This window comes from Bradyrhizobium sp. JHI2711 (assembly GCF_056156565.1).
Window position 1 is genome coordinate 915171 of the sequence record NZ_JBPZPT010000003.1, and the last position, 21174, is coordinate 936344.

Annotated in this window: 20 protein-coding genes; 8 read left to right on the forward strand and 12 right to left on the reverse strand. The window is 65.0% G+C overall.

Annotated elements, in window-relative coordinates; all coding sequences use genetic code 11:
* Nucleotides 1-20: 20 nt before the first annotated feature.
* From ACTEK7_RS26620 to cobS, 4 genes are all read right to left on the reverse strand, one after another.
* Nucleotides 21-1133: an NADH:flavin oxidoreductase/NADH oxidase gene (locus ACTEK7_RS26620; protein ID WP_225148481.1), complete on the reverse strand. Its 1113-nt coding sequence runs from the start codon at nucleotides 1131-1133 to the stop codon at nucleotides 21-23.
* Between the two features lie 60 nt (nucleotides 1134-1193).
* Complete coding sequence (locus ACTEK7_RS26625; RefSeq protein WP_474809873.1) at nucleotides 1194-2369, reverse strand: esterase-like activity of phytase family protein; 1176 nt, start codon at nucleotides 2367-2369, stop codon at nucleotides 1194-1196.
* Nucleotides 2366-4267 (reverse strand): cobaltochelatase subunit CobT, encoded by a 1902-nt coding sequence (gene cobT / locus ACTEK7_RS26630; RefSeq protein ID WP_036014640.1) that lies wholly within the window; start codon nucleotides 4265-4267, stop codon nucleotides 2366-2368. The genes ACTEK7_RS26625 and cobT overlap by 4 nt, the downstream gene beginning before the upstream one ends.
* A gap of 141 nt (nucleotides 4268-4408) precedes the next feature.
* Nucleotides 4409-5407: a cobaltochelatase subunit CobS gene (gene cobS, locus ACTEK7_RS26635; RefSeq protein WP_036014642.1), complete on the reverse strand. Its 999-nt coding sequence runs from the start codon at nucleotides 5405-5407 to the stop codon at nucleotides 4409-4411.
* Nucleotides 5408-5701: 294 nt separating this feature from the next.
* Between cobS and ACTEK7_RS26640 the strand changes: the two genes are divergently transcribed.
* Nucleotides 5702-6355, forward strand: coding sequence for a DedA family protein (locus ACTEK7_RS26640; RefSeq protein ID WP_036026250.1), 654 nt, complete (start codon nucleotides 5702-5704; stop codon nucleotides 6353-6355).
* 140 nt (nucleotides 6356-6495) lie between these two features.
* Nucleotides 6496-7395 carry an EamA family transporter gene (locus ACTEK7_RS26645; protein ID WP_036026248.1) on the forward strand — a complete coding sequence of 300 codons (900 nt, stop codon included), beginning with the start codon at nucleotides 6496-6498 and terminating at the stop codon, nucleotides 7393-7395.
* On the opposite strand, the gene ACTEK7_RS26650 is transcribed toward ACTEK7_RS26645, so the two are convergent.
* Genes ACTEK7_RS26650 through ACTEK7_RS26665 form a run of 4 tightly spaced genes read right to left on the reverse strand, consistent with a single transcriptional unit; the run spans nucleotide 7392 to nucleotide 9865 of the window.
* A complete protein-coding gene (locus tag ACTEK7_RS26650; protein WP_036014648.1) occupies nucleotides 7392-7874 on the reverse strand; it encodes a DUF1178 family protein in 483 nt (160 codons plus the stop codon). The genes ACTEK7_RS26645 and ACTEK7_RS26650 overlap by 4 nt on opposite strands.
* Nucleotides 7871-8749, reverse strand: a complete 879-nt coding sequence (locus ACTEK7_RS26655) for a carbon-nitrogen hydrolase family protein (protein WP_225127131.1) — start codon at nucleotides 8747-8749, stop codon at nucleotides 7871-7873. Before ACTEK7_RS26655 ends, ACTEK7_RS26650 begins: the two co-directional genes overlap by 4 nt.
* Entirely contained in the window at nucleotides 8746-9021 is a 276-nt protein-coding gene (grxC, locus tag ACTEK7_RS26660) for a glutaredoxin 3 (RefSeq protein WP_036026245.1), read from the reverse strand. Before grxC ends, ACTEK7_RS26655 begins: the two co-directional genes overlap by 4 nt.
* Nucleotides 9022-9055: 34 nt before the next feature.
* Nucleotides 9056-9865, reverse strand: coding sequence for a ComF family protein (locus tag ACTEK7_RS26665; RefSeq protein ID WP_225148479.1), 810 nt, complete (start codon nucleotides 9863-9865; stop codon nucleotides 9056-9058).
* Between the two features lie 64 nt (nucleotides 9866-9929).
* Here ACTEK7_RS26665 and ACTEK7_RS26670 point away from each other — a divergent pair, with 64 nt between their 5' ends.
* Nucleotides 9930-10778, forward strand: a complete 849-nt coding sequence (locus ACTEK7_RS26670; RefSeq protein ID WP_225148478.1) for a methyltransferase domain-containing protein — start codon at nucleotides 9930-9932, stop codon at nucleotides 10776-10778.
* A 120-nt stretch (nucleotides 10779-10898) separates the two neighbouring features.
* On the opposite strand, the gene ACTEK7_RS26675 is transcribed toward ACTEK7_RS26670, so the two are convergent.
* Nucleotides 10899-11309, reverse strand: a complete 411-nt coding sequence (locus ACTEK7_RS26675; protein WP_036014656.1) for a (deoxy)nucleoside triphosphate pyrophosphohydrolase — start codon at nucleotides 11307-11309, stop codon at nucleotides 10899-10901.
* Nucleotides 11310-11446: 137 nt separating this feature from the next.
* Here ACTEK7_RS26675 and ACTEK7_RS26680 point away from each other — a divergent pair, with 137 nt between their 5' ends.
* Nucleotides 11447-12772 (forward strand): TadE/TadG family type IV pilus assembly protein, encoded by a 1326-nt coding sequence (locus ACTEK7_RS26680; protein ID WP_225148477.1) that lies wholly within the window; start codon nucleotides 11447-11449, stop codon nucleotides 12770-12772.
* 40 nt (nucleotides 12773-12812) lie between these two features.
* Here the strand turns inward: ACTEK7_RS26680 and argJ are convergent, their stop codons facing one another.
* Both argJ and ACTEK7_RS26690 read right to left on the reverse strand, forming a co-directional pair.
* Entirely contained in the window at nucleotides 12813-14054 is a 1242-nt protein-coding gene (gene argJ / locus ACTEK7_RS26685) for a bifunctional glutamate N-acetyltransferase/amino-acid acetyltransferase ArgJ (protein WP_225148476.1), read from the reverse strand.
* Between the two features lie 100 nt (nucleotides 14055-14154).
* On the reverse strand, nucleotides 14155-15069 hold the full coding sequence (locus ACTEK7_RS26690; protein WP_225148475.1) for a peptidylprolyl isomerase: 915 nt from the start codon (nucleotides 15067-15069) through the stop codon (nucleotides 14155-14157).
* 352 nt (nucleotides 15070-15421) lie between these two features.
* Between ACTEK7_RS26690 and secA the strand changes: the two genes are divergently transcribed.
* Together secA and ACTEK7_RS26700 are read left to right on the forward strand one after the other, a co-directional pair.
* Entirely contained in the window at nucleotides 15422-18262 is a 2841-nt protein-coding gene (gene secA / locus ACTEK7_RS26695; protein ID WP_109141738.1) for a preprotein translocase subunit SecA, read from the forward strand.
* 477 nt (nucleotides 18263-18739) lie between these two features.
* Nucleotides 18740-19144 (forward strand): DUF6006 family protein, encoded by a 405-nt coding sequence (locus ACTEK7_RS26700; RefSeq protein WP_074448072.1) that lies wholly within the window; start codon nucleotides 18740-18742, stop codon nucleotides 19142-19144.
* Between the two features lie 86 nt (nucleotides 19145-19230).
* Here ACTEK7_RS26700 and ACTEK7_RS26705 read toward each other — a convergent pair whose 3' ends face one another.
* Nucleotides 19231-19674, reverse strand: coding sequence for a MarR family winged helix-turn-helix transcriptional regulator (locus ACTEK7_RS26705; protein WP_025032676.1), 444 nt, complete (start codon nucleotides 19672-19674; stop codon nucleotides 19231-19233).
* A 37-nt stretch (nucleotides 19675-19711) separates the two neighbouring features.
* Between ACTEK7_RS26705 and ACTEK7_RS26710 the strand changes: the two genes are divergently transcribed.
* Both ACTEK7_RS26710 and ACTEK7_RS26715 read left to right on the forward strand, forming a co-directional pair.
* A complete protein-coding gene (locus tag ACTEK7_RS26710) occupies nucleotides 19712-19966 on the forward strand; it encodes a hypothetical protein (protein ID WP_162131185.1) in 255 nt (84 codons plus the stop codon).
* Nucleotides 19854-21038, forward strand: a complete 1185-nt coding sequence (locus ACTEK7_RS26715) for a substrate-binding domain-containing protein (RefSeq protein ID WP_036026234.1) — start codon at nucleotides 19854-19856, stop codon at nucleotides 21036-21038. Before ACTEK7_RS26710 ends, ACTEK7_RS26715 begins: the two co-directional genes overlap by 113 nt.
* Nucleotides 21039-21174 lie beyond the last annotated feature (136 nt).

Sequence of the window (21174 nt, forward strand, 5' to 3'; positions counted from 1 at the left end):
CGCGCGCACCCCACTCGCTCTCACCTCGCCCCGAACGTGGTCTTGCCGAACAGCGCCTTTTGCGTGGACGGCTGCGAGCGCCAATATTGCGGCGGCGCCTCGACCACGCCGCCGAGCTCGGCGGCGGCGTGCCAGCCCCAGCGCGGATCGTAGAGCAGGCCGCGGGCGAGCGCGACCATGTCGGCCTTGCCCGACGCGACGATCTCCTCCGCGTGCTTCGACTCGGTGATCAGGCCGACGGCGATGGTGGGCAGGCCGGTCTCGCGCTTGATCGCCTCTGCAAACTGCACCTGATAGCCGGGGCCGAGCGGGATTTTCTGCAGCGGCGAGACGCCGCCGGAGGATGCATCGATCCAGTCGACGCCGCGCGCCTTGAGTGCGTTCGCGAATTCGATGGTCTGTGCCAGATCCCAGCCGCCCTCGACCCAATCGGTCGACGACACCCGCATGCCGACCGGCTTGCCGGCGGGGAACGCGGCGCGCACCGCCTCGAACACCTCCAGCGGAAAGCGCATGCGGTTCGCGAGGCTACCGCCATATTCGTCGGTGCGCCGGTTCGAGATCGGCGACAGGAATTGATGCAAGAGATAGCCATGCGCGCCATGCACCTCGATGGCGTCGATGCCGAGCCGCGCGGCGCGCTTTGTGCTGTCGACGAAGGCCTCGCGGATGCGCTTCAAGCCCGCGGCATCGAGCGCGAGCGGCGCGGCCTCGCCCTCCTTGTGCGGCACCGCCGACGGCCCGACCGTCTGCCAGCCGCCCTGCTCGACCGGGATCAGCTGGCCGCCGTCCCAGGGGCGGGCGCTGGAGGCCTTGCGGCCGGCATGGGCGAGCTGCATTGCGATCGCGGTGGAGGAATGCTTGCGAACCGAATGCAGGATCGGCTTCAGCGCGGCCTCGCAGGCGTCGCTGTAGAGCCCGAGGCAGCCCGGCGTGATACGGCCGATCGCCTCGACATGCGTCGCCTCGATGCAGAACATCGCCGCGCCCGACAGGCTGAGATTGTTGATGTGGGTGAAGTGCCAGTCGGTGGCGACGCCGTCATCGGCCGAATATTGGCACATCGGCGACACCACGAGGCGGTTCTTCAACGTCAGGCCGCGCAGCTTGATCGGGGAAAACAGGACGGACATGCGGGAAGTTCCGGGGGATGGAGGGAGATGGGATCAGTGTAGTGGGCGCGCGGCGGATTGCTAGCGGGGCGCGGGAATGGCGGGTCGCCTGTTCGTGCATTCCGGCAATGGCTTGATGGTCAGCTGCGCCATAGACTCCGCCAGCGTGAATTGCAGCAGCAGGGTTCGCTGCAACATCGAGAAATTGTCGTCGGAGATCAGGGTCAGCACCGTCTCGCCGTCGGCGGTGACGTGGGCGTCGATGCCTTCCATGTTGTCGATCTCGTGGCCGAGATCGGCGGCGAACAGCGTCAGGCCGTCGACGACGGCGCCCGGCGCGATTCCCTTCAGCGGGATTGCGCGGATGCGGATGTTGACGCCGGTGAACCAGGAAAATTTACGTTCGAGGATGAGCAGATCGCCCGAGGGCAGCAGCACCGCGTCGCTGATGTCAAAATTCTCCGAGCGCCGCACGCTGAATTGGCCGGGCGTCGAGCCGCCGATCAGGAAAGCGAGGAGGTTGCCGTCGGCATCGAGCCCGCGCTCGGAAATGGCAATCAGCGTGCCCGCGAGCGGCTGGGCCTGGCTCTTGCCCGCTCCCTGCGCTTTGGGCACGACGACCATCGCCTCCAGCCCCTTGTTGTAGGGCAGCTTGCGCAGGGCCGGTGGGACGGCGATCACTTCGCCGCGGGCGCCCGTGGCGCCCTTGGCGAAATCATAACGCAGGATCTGATTGACGCGTTCGAGCCCGACATAGACGAGGTTGCCGTCGCGCGCGAGCGACTCGGTATCGTACCAGAGCCGCTTCTCGGTGATCGGCCGCCCGTCGGCGCCCAGCACCGGCGCGGCCTCGACATCGGTGAGCCCGACCATCTCGCGGCCGGAATAGCGGATGCTGCCGGTGAACCAGCCGCCCTGATCGGAGATCGCAAGAAAGCGCTCGCCCTTGCCGTCGAGGAAGCGGAGGCCCGACAGCCCGCCGAAGCCGCGATAGGGCGAGGTCAGCACCAGGCCGCTCCGAAAATCCAGCGAGCCGAAGCGCGTGCGCGAGCGGTCGCGCGGCTCGAAATTGGCAATGCTACGCGCGTTGACCTCGACGCTGACCGGCGCGGTGACGGCATGCTCGAGCTGGAGGGCGCGCGGCGGCGGCTCGGTCTTGGGCTGCAGCTGCGCCTGCGCCAAGCGCGGCAACGCGAGAGTGGAAAATCCCGCCGCCGCGAGGCTGACGAAGCTGCGGCGGGATGGATGCGTGCTCACGAATGCAATTTGCGTCGCGGGCGACCGGCCGCTTGCGTTGGCGCCGTGTTGGTCTCGCTGAAGAGCTCGGCAAGCTTTTCGGTGATCGCGCCGCCGAGTTCTTCCGCGTCCACGATCGTTACCGCGCGGCGATAATAGCGCGTCACGTCATGGCCGATGCCGATCGCGATCAGCTCGACCGGCGAGCGGGTCTCGATCTCCTCGATGATGTGGCGCAGATGCCGCTCGAGATAATTGCCCGGATTGACCGACAACGTGGAATCGTCGACCGGCGCGCCGTCCGAGATCATCATCAAGATCTTGCGCTGCTCGGGCCGGCCGAGCAGGCGCTTGTGCGCCCAGTCCAGCGCCTCGCCGTCGATGTTCTCCTTCAAGAGGCCCTCGCGCATCATCAGGCCCAGGTTTTTCCGCGCACGACGCCACGGGGCGTCCGCGGACTTGTAGATGATGTGGCGGAGATCGTTGAGGCGGCCGGGATTGGCCGGCTTGCCGGCGGCAAGCCATGCCTCGCGCGATTGCCCGCCCTTCCAGGCCCGCGTGGTGAAGCCGAGAATCTCGACCTTGACGCCGCAACGCTCCAGCGTGCGCGCGAGGATGTCGGCACAGGTCGCGGCGACCGTGATCGGGCGGCCGCGCATGGAACCGGAATTGTCGAGCAGCAGCGTCACTACGGTGTCGCGGAACGTCGCCTCCTTCTCGTGCATGAAGGACAGCGGGTGATAGGGATCGGTGACGACGCGCGACAGCCGCGCAGGGTCGAGGATGCCCTCCTCGAGATCGAACTCCCAGGCGCGATTCTGCTGCGCCATCAGGCGGCGCTGCAGCCGGTTGGCGAGACGGGCGACGATGCCCTGCAGATGTGCGAGCTGCTTGTCGAGATAGGCGCGCAGCCGCTCCAGCTCGTCATGGTCGCAGAGATCCTCGGCGGCGATGACCTCATCGAACTTGGGCGCGAAGGCGTGATATTCCGGCCCACGCGGCTCGTTCCTGCCGTGCTGGTTCGGGCGCGTCGCCTCGCCCGGCGTCTCGTCATCACCGAGCTCGCCATCGTCGAAGGTGTCGGAGGTGGAGGCCTGCGCGCTTTCCATCGCGCTCTCGCTCATCTCCTCGCTGGTTGCCTGCGCCTGGTCGGCGCTCATTTCCTGCGCGGCGTCGGAATCGGGCGAGCCTTCGGCGCCGGACTGGTCGTTGTCGCCGTCCTGGTTCTCCTCGTTCTCGTCGTTGTCCTCGCTGTCGGCGTTGCGCTCGTCGCCAAGCTCGAGGGCCGACAGCAGGTCATGCACGGCATCGCCGAACTTGGTCTGATCCTCGAGCACGCCGTCGAGCCGGTCGAGCCGCTTGCCGATCTTGTCTTCGAGGATCGGTCGCCAGAGATCGACCATCTTCTTGGCCGCCGTCGGCGGCGCCATGCCGGTGAGGCGCTCGCGCACCAGCATCGCCAGCGCGTCCGCCAGCGGCGCGTCGGCGCGGTCGGTGATCTCGTCGAACTTGCCGCGGTGGAAATGGTCGTCGAGCATCGCGGTGAGGTTCTTGGCAACGCCCGCCATGCGGCGCGCGCCGATCGCCTCGACGCGGGCCTGCTCCACCGCCTCGAACACGCCGCGCGCCTGCGGATTGCCGGGCATCAGCTTGCGGTGAACCTTGGGATCGTGACAGGCGAGCTTGAGCGCGATGGAATCGGCATGGCCGCGCACGATCGCGGCGTCACGCTTCGTCATCTTGCGCGCGGGCTCAGGCAGCCGCGCCTTGCCGGGCGCAAGGCCCGGGCGCTCGGCCGCGAAGGAGACGTCGAGCTCGGGCGCCTTTGCGATCGCCTTCAGACAGGAGGCGACCGAGCGCTTGAACGGCTCAGTCGGTGCTTCCTTGTTGCTGCGGAATTTGGAGTTGGAGGCGGTCATCTGACCCTATCTGTCGTCCCGGCGAAGGCCGGGACCATAACCACCGGCCGCTCTTGTGTCAGGAAACTATCAGCGTCGCTTCAATCGAGACATCACGCGGTATGGGTCCCGGCCTTCGCCGGGACGACACACCGTGAGAGATCAGCTCAGCGCGACGTTGATTGCCGATTCCGGCAGCTCCGCATTGAAGCAGCGCTGGTAGAACTCGGCGACCAGGGGCCGTTCGAGCTCGTCGCATTTGTTGAGGAAGGTGACGCGGAAGGCGAAGCCGATATCGCCGAAGATGTCGGAGTTTTCCGCCCAGGTGATCACCGTGCGCGGGCTCATCACCGTCGACAGATCGCCATTGGCGAAGGCGTTGCGGGTGAGGTCGGCGAGGCGCACCATTTTGTTGACGATGTCGCGGCCCTCCTGCGTGCGATAGTGCTTGGCCTTGGCCAGCACGATCTCGACTTCCTCGTCGTGGCTGAGATAGTTCAGCGTGGTGACGATCGACCAGCGGTCCATCTGGCCCTGGTTGATCTGCTGGGTGCCGTGATAGAGGCCCGAGGTGTCGCCGAGGCCGACGGTGTTGGCGGTGGCGAACAGCCGGAACGCCGGATGCGGCTTGATCACCTTGTTCTGGTCCAAGAGCGTCAGGCGGCCCGAAACCTCCAGCACGCGCTGGATCACGAACATCACGTCCGGGCGGCCGGCGTCGTATTCGTCGAACACCAGCGCGACGTTGTTCTGCAGCGCCCAAGGCAGGATGCCGTCGCGAAATTCAGTGACCTGCTTGCCGTCGCGGACCACGATCGAGTCCTTGCCGACGAGGTCGATACGGCTGATGTGGCTGTCGAGGTTGACGCGCACGCAGGGCCAGTTCAGACGTGCCGCGACCTGCTCGATATGGGTGGATTTGCCGGTGCCGTGATAGCCGGTCACCATCACGCGGCGGTTCCTGGCAAAGCCCGCGAGAATGGCCAGCGTGGTGGCGCGGTCGAAGCGGTAATCGGAATCCACTTCGGGCACATGAGGATCGACTTCGGAATAGGCCGGGACTTCGAGATCACTGTCGATCCCGAACACCTGGCGCACCGACACCTTCATGTCGGGCAGGCCGGAAACTTCCTCAACTTTGGACAGGGCGGCGGTCGTCATCAATCCTCCGAGGTCCCGGGCGGTCCCGAAACCGGTTATTCGCACGTTGGCTGCGGCTGGGTGCTGAAAATCAACCTATCAGAGACAACGAGCCGGCAGAAGCCCGCCCACCAATCAAAGTTCCGTTGTCTTTTCATTTAGATAGGCAAGGAACGCAGTTTTTGGAGGGCTGCCTTGCGAATCACGCCGAAATTCGGGCGGGTCGGCCCCAATCCGTGCGAATGGTACTTTGGCCGTATGCAGTTACTTATGTAGGGTCCGAAGCCCTCATGCTCCAGCCCTTCAAGAGACGACGTGACGTCCTTCCTCGATCCCCTCATCGCCTTCGTTTCCGCCCATGCGTGGCTGGCCTATCTGACCCTGTTCCTGGCGGCGCTGCTCGAAGCCGTTCCGGTGGTGGGATCGGTGATCCCCGGCTCGACCATCATCCTGGCGCTGAGCGCCCTGATCCCCGGCGGCGAATTGCAGCTGCCATGGGTGCTCTTGGCGGCCGCAACTGGTGCCGTACTCGGCGACGGGGCGGCCTATTGGATCGGGCACAGGCGGCAGCGCGAGATCCTCAACACCTGGCCGCTGACCAATTATCCACGCGTGGTCGCGGAGAGCGAAAACTTCTTCAACCGCTTCGGCACCTGGGCCGTGTTCTTCGCCCGCTTCGTGCCGCCGATCCGCGCCTTCGTGCCCGTGACCGCCGGCGCGCTGGGCATGGCGCCCACGAAATTCTATGCCGTGAACATCCCGGCGATCCTGGCCTGGGCGCCCGCCCATGTGCTGCCGGGCGTCTTGGCCGTGTCGGCCCTGCATGAATATGCCGGGCTGCATCATCATGCGCATGTCGGCAAGCACATCTGGATGCTGACCGTTGCAGGGGTTGCGATCGTGCTGGGCGTGGGGATGTGGATCTATCGCCGACGGTATGGCGGCGCGACGGCCAAGCCGCAGGTTTAGGCAGACGCCACATCACAACCGTCGTCCCTGCGTTCGCAGGCACCGAGTTTGTGCGAGAGCATCGCACCCATGACATCCGTGTGATTGACCTGCTCCACCGCTAGCGGCACGTTGGCCCGGATCCTCGCGCCCGCCACCCCATGTTCACCATCGCCAGCCTCTGGATTCCCTTCACCATCGTTGCCGCGCTCGGGCAGGTCGCGCGCAATGCGATGCAGCGGTCGTTGACGAAGCCGCTGGGGACCTGGGGCGCGACCAATATCCGCTTCCTGTTCGGCTTTCCGTTCTCGCTGCTGTTCCTGGGGCTGGTGCTGCTCGCGACCGGCGATCATCTGAGCCCGCCGCCAGCCGTGTTCTGGCCATGGCTGCTGTTGGGCGCGCTCAGCCAGATCGTCGCCACCGGGCTGATGCTGCTCGCGATGAACGACCGCTCGTTTGTCGTGACGACGGCCTACCTGAAGACCGAGGCGATCCAGACCGCGATATTCGGCTTCGTCTTCCTCGGCGATCACCTGACCTGGCTGAAGGTGCTCGCGATCATGATCGCCACCGTCGGCGTCGTCATCACCGCGCTCCGCCCCGGCGGCGACAAGAGCTTTGCCGAGCTGAAGCCGACCATCACCGGCCTCGTTGCCGCGGCGGCCTTCGCGCTGTCAGCGGTCGGCTTTCGCGGCGCCATCATCAATGTGCCCGACGTGTCCTTCGTGACCGCGGCGTCAATTACGCTGGCGCTCGGCCTGTTCGTGCAGACGCTGGTGCTGACGATCTACCTGCTCTGGCGCGCGCCGGACGTGCTCCGAGGAATCCTCAGGTTATGGCGACCGTCGATGCTCGCGGGCTTCATCGGCGCCTTCGCTTCGCAATTCTGGTTCCTCGCCTTTGCACTGACGGCGGCCGCCAACGTCCGCACACTCGCCTTGATCGAGGTGCTGTTCGCGCAAGCCGTGGCGTATTACTCGTTCAAGCAGCCGATCGCGCCGCGCGAGCTTGCAGGCATTGCGCTGATTGTCCTGGGCGTCGCTGTGCTGGTGGGAGCTTAATTCCGGTCTTCCGGCAGCGTCGGCAGCGGTGAGACCTCGATGCCTTCGTCGATCAGCGACTTCGCCTCTTCGGGCGAGGCTTCGCCATAGATTGGGCGGTGCTCCTTGTCGCCGTAATGCATGGCGCGGGCTTCGTTGGCGAAGCGCTCACCGACATTGTCGGCGTTCTTGACGATGTGGTCGCGCAGCTCTTTCAGCTTGGCGCGCAGCTCGCGCTCCTGCGCCATCAGCAGCGAGGTCGGCCCTGACGGCGCAGCCTCGGGCGTGGTCGCGGCCACGGGCTCCGGCGGCGGCGTGGCGCGACCGCGCCCCTTCTTGCCGACGATGCGCGGCGCCATGATCGCCTTGTCGACCTTGGCTGAGCCGCAGATCGGGCAGGTCACGAGCTTGCGCTTCACCTGCGAATCATAGGCCGACGAGCTCTGGAACCAACTTTCGAAGGCGTGATTGCGGTCGCAGTGGAGCGCGTAGCGGATCATGCCGAGCCCCGCACGAGGTGCAAATGGTCCGGCCCGGCCTTGGGATCGGAGACGCCGAAGCGGCGGCCGTGCTGGAGCGAGGGAATCGCCCGGCGCGCGGTCTCGACCTTGGCCGGGTCGATCCTAGCCATGATGATGCCCGGCTCGACATCGCCTTCGGCGAGGATCTCGCCCCAAGGATCGACGATCAGCGAATGCCCGTAGGTCTCGCGCTTGTTCTCGTGGGTGCCGGCCTGCGCCGCGGCGAAGACGAAGCAGCCGGTCTCGATCGCACGGGCTCGCAGCAGCACGTGCCAATGCGCTTCACCGGTCTTGCGGGTGAAGGCGGACGGCACGGTGATGAAATAGGCGCCGCTTTCTGCGAGCGCACGGTACAGCGCCGGGAAGCGCAGATCGTAGCAGATCGTCAAGCCGATGCGGCCCCAGGGCAGATCCGAGATCACGGCGGTCTCGCCCGGCTGGTAATTGGCGGATTCGCGATAACTCTCGCCGTCCGGCAGCTCGATGTCGAACATGTGGATCTTGTCGTAGCTCGCGAGCACATTGCCCTCGGGCCCGATCAGGAAGGAGCGGTTGACCGCCTTCTCCGGCGAGAAGCGCAGCGCCAGCGAGCCGACATGGAGGTGAATCTTCAGCTCCGCCGCGAGCGCCCGGTAGGCCTTCAGCGAGGCATCGTCCTCTTCGCTCTGGAGATGCTCGAACAGCGCCTTGCGGTTCAGCTGCATCATGTTGCTGACTTCGGGTGTCTGCACGTAATCGGCGCCATCGGCCGCAGCCTGCCGGATCAGCTTCGTAGCCTGCTCGAGGCTCGGCCCGGGCATCAGGCCGGTGCGCATCTGCACCATGGCGGCGGTGAACGTGCGGTTCTCGCTCATGATACCGCCTTCACGCTTTCGAGCATGCCATCGAGCTTGCCTTCGCGATCGAGCGCATAGAGGTCGTCACAGCCGCCGACATGGGTGCCGCCGATCCAGATCTGCGGGAAGGTCGAGCCCTGGCCGGCGCGGCCGTACATTTCCTGGCGCCAGGACGGGTTCTTGGCGACGTCGAATTCGGTGAAGGTCGCCTTCTTGCGGGTCAGCAGTGACTTGGCGGCGGAACAATAGCCGCAGCCCGGCCGGGTGTAGATCTCGACAGCAGCAGTCATTCGTCTGGCGCTCTCATGTCATGAATTCATTGAATTATATGGGACGGGGCCCGCTCTCGACAACCCGGGCAAAGACCAGCACGTCGACCTGGGCCGCCTTGGCGCGGAGCAGGGCCCGCGCGCAGGTGTCGAGCGTAGCCCCTGACGTCAGGACATCGTCGATCAGGACAACGCGGCGGCCCTGGACCTCGGCCTGACGGTCGGGAGATACCTGAAATGCGCCCTGCACATTGGTGGCGCGCTGGGCCCGCGACATGCCGATCTGCTGCTCGGTGGCGCGCACCCGCCGCAGCACGTCGCCCCGCACCTTGATCCCGCTCTGCCGCTCGATGACACGCGCGAGCGCGCCCGACTGGTTGTAACGGCGCCGCCAGGCCCGCCGCCAATGCAGGGGCACGGGCACCAGCATGTCGGCGCCGGTCAGCAACTCGCGGCCCGCGCGCGCCATCCAACGGCCCATGGCCGGTGCCAGATCGGTACGGTCCTGATATTTCAGCGCATGCACCAGCATGCGCGCGACGTCGTCGTAGCGTACCGCCGCGCGGGCGCGCTGGTAGGTCGGCGGGCTCGCGATCGCCTCCATCGACAGCATCTCGGGGCCGGGGTCGTAAACGAAGGGAATGCCGAGCCGCGGGCAATAGGGCCGCTCGATGAACGACAGCCGCGCCCAGCAGGAAGCGCAAACGCCCTCGCCATCGACCGGCTCCCGGCACGATACGCACTGTGTCGGCAGGGCGATGTCGAGCGCGAGCCGCGCCGCCCGCGCCAGCACGTGGCGGCCGGCCGTCCACGCGCTCCGCAGCGGTGCGGCGATGGAACGGATGGGGGGAGCGTCGGCTTCCATGTGGGGAGGCTAACGCTGCACGCAGCGGATTGCCAGAACTGTGGAGATCGGCGTAACCAGCGGCATGGTCCGGACCGCTCAAATCCCGCCCGCCTTGTTTGATCGTGCCTTGCTGCAGAGGCGGCAGCAGCGCGCCCAGGCCCAAGGCGCGGTCACATTCCTGCTCGAGCGGGTCGCCGAGGACATGTCCGACCGCTTGGCAGCGGTGATGCGGGAGTTTCAAGCTCCCGCCGACCTCTGGACGCCCGGCGCGGGACTGGCGGCGTTGCGCACGCGGCTTCCCTCCATCGAACACATCGCGCTCGACGCGGCCGGCGCGGAGAAGTTGCCCCTCGCGCCTGAGAGCCTCGATCTCGTCGTCTCGGCGCTGGCGCTGCAATACGTCAACGACCTGCCGGGTGTGCTCGCGCAAATCCGCCGGGCACTCAAGCCGGACGGGCTGCTGCTTGCTGCCATGATCGGCGGCGACAGCCTCACCGAGCTGCGGCAGGCGTTTGCCGCGGCGGAAGCCGAATGCGAGGGCGGTGTGTCGCCGCGCGTGGCGCCGTTCGCTGACCTTCGCGACATCGGTGCGCTATTGCAGCGGGCAGGCTTTGCGCTGCCGGTGACCGACGTCGACCGTGTCGTGGTGCGCTATGCCAATGCGTTCGCCTTGATGCAGGATCTCCGCCGCATGGGTGCGGCAAATGTGCTGATCGAGCGGCGCCGCACACCGAGCCGGCGCGCGACGCTGCTGCGCATGGCCGAGATCTACGCCGAGCGTTTTGCCGATGCCGACGGCCGCATCCGTGCGACCTTCGACATCGTCTGGCTCTCGGGCTGGGCCCCGCATGCGAGCCAGCAGCAGCCGCTGAAGCCGGGGTCGGCGAAAGCGAGCCTGGCGGAGGCGGTGAAGAAGGCGGGGAAGGAGTGATCTTTCTCTTCCGTCATGGCCGGGCTTGTCCCGGCCATCCACGTCTTTCAGGCTGGCACGAAGGCCGTGGATGCCCGGGACAAGCCCGGGCATGACGCCAGAGAGCGGTACCCTTCGACCTCACATCAACAAATCGATCAGATGCGGGATCAGCGGAATGTCCGCGGGCGGCATCGGGTAATCGCGCAGCTTGTTGGCGCGGACCCAGGCAAGGTTCTGGCCCTCGCGTGCGGTGACCAACCCCTCCCAGCGCCGGCAGATATAGAGCGGCATCAGCAGATGGAAGGTCTCGTAACCGTAGCTGGCGAAGGTCAGCGGCGCGAGGCACGGCTCGGCGACGTTGATGCCGAGCTCCTCATGAAGCTCCCGGATCAGGCTCTGCTCCGGCCGCTCGCCCGGCTCGAGCTTGCCGCCGGGGAATTCCCACAGGCCGGCCAGGGCCTTTCCTTCCGGGCGCTGCGCGATCAGGACGCGTTTGTCGGCGTCGACGAGCGCGCAGGCCACCACCAGTGTCAGTTTGAGATCGGCCATGCGCGTCTGTCGCTCGCTGAGATCGTTTGCAACGGTTTGTTAACCTCGTTGCAGTCTACGTTTCCAAGGTCACCATAAGTCATATTTAATCCGCAGTTCCTAGAGTGGGAACTCTTTAAACCACTCCAGGCCACCTCATGCGCGCTGCGCCTTCGGTTCTCGTCCGCCGGTTCGTCCACGACCGGAGCGGCAATATCGCGGTGATTTTCGCGCTCGCCTGCGTTCCCCTGATCAGTGCGGTCGGCTGCGCCATCGACTATTCGCGCGCGACGATGATCCGGTCCAAGCTTCAGGCCGCGGCGGATGCCGCCAGTGTCGGTTCGATCGCCAAGGCTTCGCCCGCCTTCAAGGCCGCCGGCAACATGACTGCGGACGGCTCGATTTCGGTCGGCATCACGGACGCCACGAACATTTTTAATGCCAATCGCGCCAGTCAGTCCGGCTACACGCTGACCGGCCTCACGCCGACCGTGGTCAAGTCCGGCTCGACCGTCACCGCGACGGTTTCGTTCAACGCAACTTTGAACACCATGTTCCTCGGCGTGATCGGCAAGTCGGTGCTGACGTTGAGCGGCACGTCGAAGGCGACGGCCAGCATGCCGCTCTATATCGATTTCTACCTGCTGCTGGACAATTCGCCGTCGATGGGCGTCGGTGCGACCCCGGCCGACGTGCAGAAGATGGTCAACAACACGTCGGACAAGTGCGCTTTCGCCTGCCACGATCTCAAGGACAAGAACAACTATTACGACCTTGCCAAGAAGCTTGGCGTGACCACCCGGATCGACGTGCTTCGGAGCGCCACCGAGTCCTTGATGGATACGGCAAACGCCACCGAGACCTATTCAAACCAGTTCAGAATGGCGATCTATGATTTCGGCGGCTCTGCAAGTTCGCTCGGCCTGCGCAGTCTGTTTTCGTTGTCGGCCTCTCTCTCCAGCGCCAAGGCGGCGGCCGGCAAGATCGACTTGATGTCGGTGAACGGCCAGAACGAGAATCACGATCAAGATACCCCATTCACCGCGGTCTTTCCCGCGATCAACGGCGAGATCAGCTCCCCCGGAAGCGGCACGTCGGCCAGTCCGCTCAAGTATCTGTTCTTCGTGTCCGACGGCGTGGCCGATGAGAGCAACACCGGATGCCTGAAACCGCTCTCGGGCAGCACGCGGTGCCAGTCGCCGCTCAACCCTGCGCTTTGCAAGACGATGAAGGATCGCGGCGTCAAGGTCGCGGTGTTGTATACGACGTATCTCGCGCTGCCGACCAACCCCTGGTACATGAAGTGGATCGATCCGTTCAATGCCGGCCCCTATGGCCCGTCGCCGAACAGCCAGATCGCACAGAACATGCAGAGCTGCGCTTCGCCGGGCCTGTATTTCGAGGTCAGCCCGACGCAAGGCATCGCGGACGCCATGAACGCGCTGTTCAAGAAGGCGGTCGCGGACGCGCGGATCTCCGGATGATGGCGCTCACCTCTCCCCGTAAGAACGGGGAGAGGAAGGCCTACGACCTGTAGTCCCCGTTGATCGCCACATATTCCTTGGTGAGGTCGCAGGTCATGACGCGGTCGCGGCCTTTGCCAAGGCCGAGCGAGACCAGAATCGCGATCTCCGGCGCCTTCATCGCTTCCGACACCTGCGCTTCGTCATAATCGGGATCGCGCGCGCCGCGCTTGGCGACGCGGATGCCGTTGAACGAGATCGACAGCTTGTCGCGATCGGCCGGCTCGCCGGCCTTGCCGACCGCCATCACCACGCGGCCCCAATTTGCGTCTTCGCCCGCGATCGCGGTCTTCACCAGCGGTGAGTTCGCGATCGACATCGCGATCTTGCGGGCGGAGGCCTTGGTCTTGGCGCCCTCGACGGTGATCTCGACCAGCTTGCGCGCGCCTTCGCCGTCGCGGGCGACCTGCTCGGCGAGATTGGCGAGCACCTGGTTGAACGCCTTGACGAAGGCCTTCAGGCGCGGGTCGCTGGCGCGGCTGATCTTCGGCGCGCCGTGCTCGGCGGCGGCGCCGGTCGCAAACGCCAGCAGCGTGTCGGAGGTCGAGGTGTCGCCGTCGATGGTCACGGCGTTGAACGTGTCCTCGACGCCGCTCTTGAGCAGCGCCTGCAGCGCGGCGGGCGCGATCGGCGCGTCAGTGAAGATGAAGGACAGCATCGTCGCCATGTCGGGCGCGATCATGCCGGCGCCCTTGGCCATGCCGTTGATGGTGACCTTGGCCTTGCCGAGCTTGACTGTCGCGGTCGCCACTTTCGGGAAGGTGTCGGTGGTCATGATCGCCTTGGCCGCGGCGAGGTAATCGCCGGGCTCGGCGGCTTCGGCGAGGCGGCCGAGCACGCCGTCGAACTTGGTGGCATCCAGCGGCTCGCCGATCACCCCGGTCGAGGCCAGGAAGATCTCGCTCTCGCTGCAGCCGACCGCCTTGGCCGCGATCTTCGCCGTCAGCGCGGTGGAGGCGCGGCCGGTCTTGCCGGTGAAGGCGTTGGCATTGCCGGAATTGACCACCAGCGCGCGCGCCTTGCCGCCCTTCAGCTTGGCGCGGCACCATTCCACCGGGGCCGAGGGACACTTCGACCTGGTGAAGACGCCGGCGACGGCAGTGCCCTTGTCCATCACCGCGAGCAGCAGGTCGGTACGGTTCTTGTAGCGGATGCCGGCTTCAGCCGTCGCCAGACGGATGCCCGCGATCACGGGCATATCAGGGACGGTTTTGGGGGCGAGCGGAGAGACGGAGGAGGACATCGCGGGCGCCTTGGTAGGGTCTGGACATGCAGATGGCCGGGGGAGCCCCGGCCATTGCGACGTTAGATATACTTGGCGTCCGCGAAGTGACAGCGAATTCTTACTTCTTCGCCGGCGGCGCCATCTTGCTGTCGGACGGCTTCGCATCCGGCTTGGCGTCCTTCGACGCATCCGCCGCCGGCTGGTCCAGCCGCTCGACCTTGGCTTCGGTACGCAGCTTGGCGACATACTCGGCCTGGGCCTTGCGGGTCACGTACTGCTCGATCTGGGCCTTGACCTGCTCGAAATCGGGCGCCTTGCGGTTGCGCTTTTCCTCGACCTTGATGATGTGCCAGCCGAACTGCGACTTCACGGGGTCGGAGATCTTGCCGGGCTCCAGCGAGAAGGCCACGGCCGAGAATTCCGGCACCATCTGCTCCTTGGTGAAGAAGCCGAGGTCGCCGCCATCGGCGGAGCCGGGGTCCTTGGACTTCTTCTTGGCGAGCTCGGCGAAATCGGCCCCCTTCCCGAGCTCGGCCTTCACCGCCTTGGCCTCGTCCTCGGTTTCGACCAGGATGTGGCGGGCGCGCACCTCCTGCTCGCCGGTGATCTGCTTGGCGGCCTCCTCATAGACCTTCTTCATGGCGTCCGGCGTGGTCGCGGCCTTGCCCTCGCTGGCGAGCAGGCTGTCCATCAGAAGCCGGTTGCGGGCGAATGCCAGGCGCTTCTTGAACTCCTCGCCGTCGGCGATCTTCTTGTCTTCGGCAGCCTTGCTGACGATCTTCATGTCGATCAGGAACGACAGGACGTTCTCGTCCTTGGTCGCCGGGTCCATCTGGGCAAGGCTCGGCCCGAGTTCCTCCTCGGCCATGGTGACGTCGCTCTTCTTGATTTCCGCGCCATTGACCTTCGCCAGCACCGGATCATCGGCGGCCCGGAGCGGGCCCGCAAACGCCAGGGACAGCGCCAGAGCGAGGCTGCCAGCCAGGGCGGACGCGGAGCGGAAGCGCTGGGTTGCCGGGAACGAGGTGGTCATGGAAAATCCTTATGTTGAAGCAGGGGGCTGCTCGAGCGGGGCGGACACTCGCCCAATCAGGGGGGCTTGGCAACGCGAAAAGTCTGTCAAAATGATGAATTAGCCGCACTGCGCCCGCCGTTGACAAGGCCCCGACCGGGCCATATCTCTGCGCGGTCGCGACCATGGCGATGGCGTTTATTTTGCTGCGTTTTTGGCCGTTGAACCCAGACTTGCCCAATTCCCACCCATATGGCGGATGTCCCCCGCAGTCCGGGCTCTGACGCCGCGAAGCGTCACGGTGAGTTGATAGGCGGGCGGGTGACAACTTCTTAGGCCCAACGCGGTTGAATCGCGAACACAGGAACCTGGCATGATCGGCGCGCTCGCCCGCAAGTTTTTCGGCTCCGCCAACGACCGGCGGGTGAAGGGATATCAGTCCCGCGTCAACGCGATCAATGCGCTGGAGCCCGAGGTCTCGAAGCTCTCCGACGAGGCGCTCAAGGCCCGCACCGCGGAATTCAAGCAGCAGCTCGCGAACGGCAAGACGCTGGACGATCTCCTCGTCCCGGCCTTCGCCACCGTGCGCGAGGCCGCCAAGCGCACGCTCGGCCAGCGCCATTTCGACGTCCAGCTGATCGGCGGCATGGTGCTGCACGAGGGCGACATCGCCGAGATGAAGACCGGCGAAGGCAAGACGCTGGTCGCGACGCTTGCGGTGTATCTGAACGCGCTCGCCGGCAAAGGCGTCCACGTCGTCACGGTCAACGACTACCTCGCCCGCCGCGACTCCGGCTGGATGGGCCAGATCTACGGCTTCCTCGGCATGACCACCGGCGTGATCGTGCACGGTCTCGACGATGCCGAGCGCAAGGCGGCCTATGCCTGCGACATCACCTACGGCACCAACAACGAATACGGCTTCGACTATCTCCGCGACAACATGAAGTACCGGCTCGAGGACATGGTCCAGCGGCCGCACTTCTTCGCCATCGTCGACGAGGTCGACTCCATTCTGATCGACGAAGCGCGCACGCCGCTGATCATCTCCGGCCCGCTCGACGACCGCTCCGACTTCTACAACACCATCGACGGCTTCCTGCCGAGGCTCGACAAGACCGACTACGAGGTCGACGAGAAGCAGCGCACGGTGACGCTGACCGAAGGCGGCATGGAGAAGATCGAGACGCTGCTGCGCGATGCCGGCCAGCTCAAGGGCGAGTCGCTCTACGACGTCGAGAACGTCTCCGTCGTGCACCACATCAACCAGGCCCTGCGCGCTCACACGCTGTTCACGCGCGACAAGGACTACATCGTCCGCGACGGCGAAGTCGTCATCATCGACGAGTTCACCGGCCGCATGATGCCGGGCCGCCGCTATTCGGAAGGCCTGCATCAGGCGCTGGAGGCCAAGGAGCACGTCCAGGTCCAGCCCGAGAACCAGACGCTGGCCTCGATCACCTTCCAGAACTACTTCCGCATGTACGAGAAGCTGGCGGGCATGACCGGCACCGCCGCGACCGAAGCGGACGAATTGTTCGACATCTACAAGCTCGAGGTCGTGGAGATCCCGACCAATCTGTCGATCGCGCGCCTCGACGAGGACGACGAGGTCTATCGGACCCAGAAGGAAAAATATCAGGCCATCCTCGCCGAGATCGAGCGCGCCAATGCGCGCCTGCAGCCGGTGCTGGTCGGTACCGCCTCGATCGAGAAGTCGGAGGTGCTCGCCGAATTCCTCAAGAAGAACGGCTACAAGCAGATCGATTTCGGCAAGGAGGGCGCGCTCGACAAGCTCTATGCCGCCGCCCGCGCCGGCAAGCCGGCGAAACTGTTCGCGGTGCTGAACGCGCGCTTCCACGAGCAGGAAGCCTACATCGTCGCCGAAGCCGGCGTGCCGGGCGCGATCACGATCGCCACTAACATGGCCGGCCGCGGCACCGACATCAAGCTCGGCGGCTCGCTGGAGATGCGCATCCAGCAGGAGACTGCTGATATCACCGACGAGGCCGAGAAGGCCAAGAAGATCGAGCAGATCAAGGCCGATATCGAGCACTTCCGCGACATCGTGCTGAAGGCCGAGGAGACCGTCGAGGTCGAGCCGGCCAAGGGAAGCAAGCCTGCCAAGACCGTGAAGAAGCCCGGCGGCCTCTACATCATCGGCTCCGAGCGCCACGAGTCCCGCCGCATCGACAACCAGCTGCGCGGCCGTTCCGGCCGTCAGGGCGATCCCGGCCGCTCGAAGTTCTTCCTGTCGCTGGAAGACGACCTGATGCGCATCTTCGGCTCGGACCGTCTCGACAGCATGCTGCAGCGTCTCGGCCTGCAAGAGGGCGAGGCCATCATCCATCCCTGGATCAACAAGGCGCTGGAGAAGGCGCAGCAGAAGGTCGAGGCGCGCAACTTCGACATCCGCAAGAACCTGCTCAAGTTCGACAACGTCCAGAACGACCAGCGCAAGGTGATCTTCGACCAGCGCGTCGAGCTGATGAAGGACGAGAGCGTCGCCGAGACCGTCGCCGACATGCGCCACGCCTTCATCGACGACCTCGTCGCCAAGCACGTGCCCGAGCATGCCTATGCCGAGCAGTGGGACGTCGCCGGGCTCAAGGACGAATTGAAGCGCGTGCTCGATCTCGACCTGCCGGTCGACGAATGGGCCAAGGAAGAGGGCATCGCCGACGAGGAGCTGCTGACTCGCATCGAGACCAAGGCCGACGAACACATGGCGGCCAAGGTCGCGCAATGGGGTCCCGACGTGATGCGTTACGTCGAGAAGACCATCCTCTTGCAGACGCTCGACCATCTCTGGCGCGAGCACCTGATCATGCTCGACCATCTGCGCCAGGTCATCGGTCTGCGCGGCTACGGCCAGCGCGATCCGTTGCAGGAGTACAAGACCGAAGCCTTCAATCTCTTCCAGGAGATGAGCGCTCACTTGCGCGAGGCCGTCACGGCGCAGCTGATGCGCGTCGAGATCGTCCCGCCGGAGCAGGAGGCCCCCGTCCTGCCGCCGATGGAGGCGCACAAGTTCGATCCGAACACCGGCGAGGACGAGATGGCTCTCGCCAGCGTCACCCTCGGCGCCCAATCCACCGACGCGGCGTTGCGCGACCCGAAGAACCCGACGAGCTGGGGCAAGGTCGGCCGCAACGAGGACTGCCCGTGCGGTAGTGGCAAGAAGTACAAGCACTGCCACGGGCGGTATGCTTGATCGATGACCTCAAAACCCAGCGAACTCGCGGTGTTGTCTTGGCCCACGAGTTCGCCAGGCGTCGAATGCTTTCGATCCATATGATGCCTGCTGGTCTTCCGTTGCATAACGAATGGTAGGCGCACGCCATTGAGGATGGCTGGCGCACAATTGTCAGACGGTCCTTTATCCGTCACGCGCGGCTGAGCACGCTTCAGTCATCTGGCAACCCGCCTCAGCGCCTGTTCCTGTGATCACTCCGGAGTGCTGCTGCTTCTGCAGATGGCCGGCGGCCACTCGCTCGCGCGGCTGCGTCGCTGAAGAACTCTTCACCCGGAGAGCCAATGGTCAAAGCGCGGCATCGAGTCTCGGCGAACGCCCTCGGGTAGACCATCCAATTTTTTACCACTGCTCATTGTGATCTGGATCACCGCTACAGAGCTCAATCCGTGGTTTGATTGAATCACGAGACGTGGCCTGAAAATTGGGAGCCAGACAATGTCCAAACGCGCGCTGCCAACCGCCTTTTGTGTCCTTGCCCTGAGTTTTTACGCCTGCGGTTCCGCCCCTGCGAGCCAAGTGGGCGGATGGTGGGGCGGAACATGGTCGTGCAACATCGACGGCCGCCCGGCCCGGATGAAATGGGCCGCCGTCGATGACAGTCAGACAACCTGCAACGGCAACACTTGCACCAGCACTTCGGGAGCACGCTGGTCAGGCCGCTTCTCAGATAATGGCTCGCGATGGGTGAAGTTGACAAATCCACGCACCGGAACCCAGGGCGGCGTGTACTTCAACCATGCCGACGGCAACAAATGGTATCTAGCCAAGCCGGTCAGCAACAAGGCCGTGGGCTGGACGACATGGAATGGCCAACGCTATCGCCTCTCGTGCTGGCGATGATGCGCGAGTGCTTTCCTCTGGCTATGCATTGAAACGGCAGATGTGTGTGTGCGCTTCGCAAGGCGCCACGCTCCACTTCACGAGGTCTAATTCGAGCTGTCGATCAAGCTCTCCAGCAGCCGCTTGAGCTCGCTCGTCGACTTGTCGCCGTAGCTCTCCAGGATGTGCTCCTCCTGGTCGACCGCGAGCGAGTTGAGCTTCTTGCACAGCACCTTGCCGCGGTCGGAGATGAACATCAGCACCTTGCGGCGGTCGTTCGGGTCCTGCACGCGGTAGACCAGCGTGTCGGAGACCATGCGGTCGATCATCTTCGTGAGCGTCGGATGGTTGAGCAGCACGGCGTCCGCGAGCTCGCCCATCGAATGGCCCTCGCCGTCCGACAGCACTTTCAGGATGCGCCATTGCTCGACCGGCACGCCCTCCTTGCTCAACCTCAGTTCGAGCTGCCGGTTGATTTCCCGGTTGGCTTGCGCGAGCAGGTAAGCGAGGTGTTCGGTGATTGGGGAATTTTGTTTCGGCGGTTTTGCCACGGCTGAGACTTCGCCTTGACCCAAATGAGTGAATGTCTTGCAATCGATGCTGCATCTATATGCACTTCAATTCTTGAATATTCAATATTTTCAAAATAAGATCATTGCCCAACAAAAGGGCGGAAGCCGCGGCCGCCTGCTCAATGTGCTTTCAGGTCTGGCCTCAGACAGGAGTTGGCGTGCGCGCGACGGTGAACTTCCCGGCTCACGGCGGCTCGGCGTTACCGCCGTCCTTGCTGTTCAGGAATCTGTCGTCTTCGGCAGCTGGCGGTGCCTTGTCGCCGCACGGTGACGCCTTGTTCAAGCGCCGCGGCGTCAACAAGCTGCGCGTCGGCGGCTTCATCTGCTGCACCGGCTCGCCTGGCGTGTGGGGCCCGTGTGCCACGAACAGCGCGCAGCTTGCCGTCGCCGAGATCAACAAGCGCGGCGGCATTCTCGGCCGCGAGCTCGAGCTGTCGATCTACGATGCCGGCGGGCCGCTGGATGAGGTTCTGGACCGCGCCGAGCAGGCAATCGCATTCGACGAGGTCGATCTGATCGTCGGATTGCACACCAGCGCGGTTCGCGTGGGCCTCCGCGACGTCACCACACGCCACCGCATTCCCTATATCTACACGCCGGTCTACGAGGGCGGCGAGCGCACGCCCGGCGTGATGGCGATCGGCGAGACGCCGCGCTGGCAGAGCCGCCCCGCCATCCATTGGCTCGCGGACGTCAAGAAGGCCAAACGCTGGTACCTGATCGGCAGCGACTACGTTTGGCCCTGGCAATCGCATCGCGCGGTGAAGAACTACATCAAGGAAACCGGCGGCCGCGTCGTCGGCGAAGAGTTCGTCCCGCTCGGCGAAGACAATCACGGGCCGCATCTGGCGCGGATCCGCGCCGCCAAGCCCGATGTCGTGTTGATCTCGCTGATCGGTACCGACAGCATCACCTTCAACCGGGCCTTCGGCGAATGTGGGCTAGGCGCCACGACGCTGCGGCTCGCGGGCGCGATGGACGATACCGTGCTACTCGGCATCGGCGCCGACAACAGCGAGAACATGTTCTGCGCTTCCGGCTACTTCACCGGCACCGGCGCGCGCGCCAATGACGACTTCCAGAGCCGTTATCACGCGATGTTCGGGCCGAATGCGCCGCCGATCGGCTCGGTGGGGCAATCGAGTTACGAAGGCCTGCGCTTCCTCGAAGCCGTTGCGAACAAGGCTGGTTCGCTGGCGATGCGGCCGCTGCTCGCGGCCGGCCGCAACATCGTCTACAGCGGCGCCCGCGGTCGGGTTACCGTCTGCAACGGGCACGTGCGGATGCCGATGCATCTCGCCGAGGCCGACGGTCTCGATTTCAAGCTGATCAAGCCGCTCTGACCGCCTCGCGGCTAGACCGGCCGGCGCATTTGCAAAATAATACTTGAAAAGGAAAATATTTCCGTTTTGAATGTTTCGGCGAGGCCGCGGGTGCGTGCGTCGCGCCGGGGCGGCCACGCCCAACGTTGCAAAGAAC